General features: G+C 30.6%; 1 protein-coding gene. It reads left to right on the top strand.

Annotated features, from left to right (window positions below; all coding sequences use genetic code 11):
- Nucleotides 1–680: TNT domain-containing protein (locus AJ884_RS07640; protein ID WP_070286577.1), on the top strand; the 680-nt coding region annotated here is incomplete at its 5' end.
- Nucleotides 681–790 lie beyond the last annotated feature (110 nt).

The following is a 790-nucleotide window of genomic DNA, read 5'->3' as shown; positions in this document are numbered from 1 at the left end:
CTAAAATACAAGCTAGTCCTCTTGCTAAGATTAAGTATGATAGGATAAGATGGCAAGGGATAGGAGATAAATTAGGAGCGGCACAAAAAAGCAAAGAGAAAGCAAAAATGCTTTTATATTTGGAAAATGAAAATAAAAAAGGTAAGGTAAGTGATAAAGAAGTTCATCTTTATAAACATAATGGAATATGGCCTAAAGATACTCCAAAACCTAGAAGTCCTGATTATATTCTTGAAGATGGGGAGATTGATTGGCCTAATAAATATGGTTATAAAATTCCACCTAAACCAAAAGAAATCACTCTAAAAAAAGGGATGAAACTGGACAGATATGGAGATAATTCAGGTAGCTTTGTTTGTCCTTTTAAAGAGAAAAAAGGAGTGATGCCTTATGAAAAAAGATCATTGCCTTATGAAGATAATGAAGCCATGCAAAAAACCTATAAAAGATATGAAGTATTAGAAGATATTAATATGGAGAGTGTTGATAGAAAGGTTGAGATGAGTGGGAATGATAAATTAGTAAAAAAAATTGAAGAATTAAAAGGAGAAAACGAATTTCATTCTCCAAAGATAGGAAGAATAGCTCCATGCTTTGATCAAGAAGGTGGAGGAACACAGATTAAACTTCCTATTTCCATAGAAAACTTAATGCAATTAGGTTTTATCAAACAAATATAATAATAAAGGATAGAAAATGACAAGAGAACAAGCAGAATTAATTATAAAAGAAGAAAAGTTAATCTATGTAACTTGGCGTGATTATGATTATACAGCAGGAGAATATCATT

This window comes from Campylobacter sp. BCW_6463 (genome assembly GCF_001762785.1).
In the GTDB taxonomy this organism is placed as follows: domain Bacteria; phylum Campylobacterota; class Campylobacteria; order Campylobacterales; family Campylobacteraceae; genus Campylobacter_D; species Campylobacter_D jejuni.
Note: the sequence above shows the minus strand (reverse complement) of the source record. Positions and strands in the feature narration are given on the sequence as shown.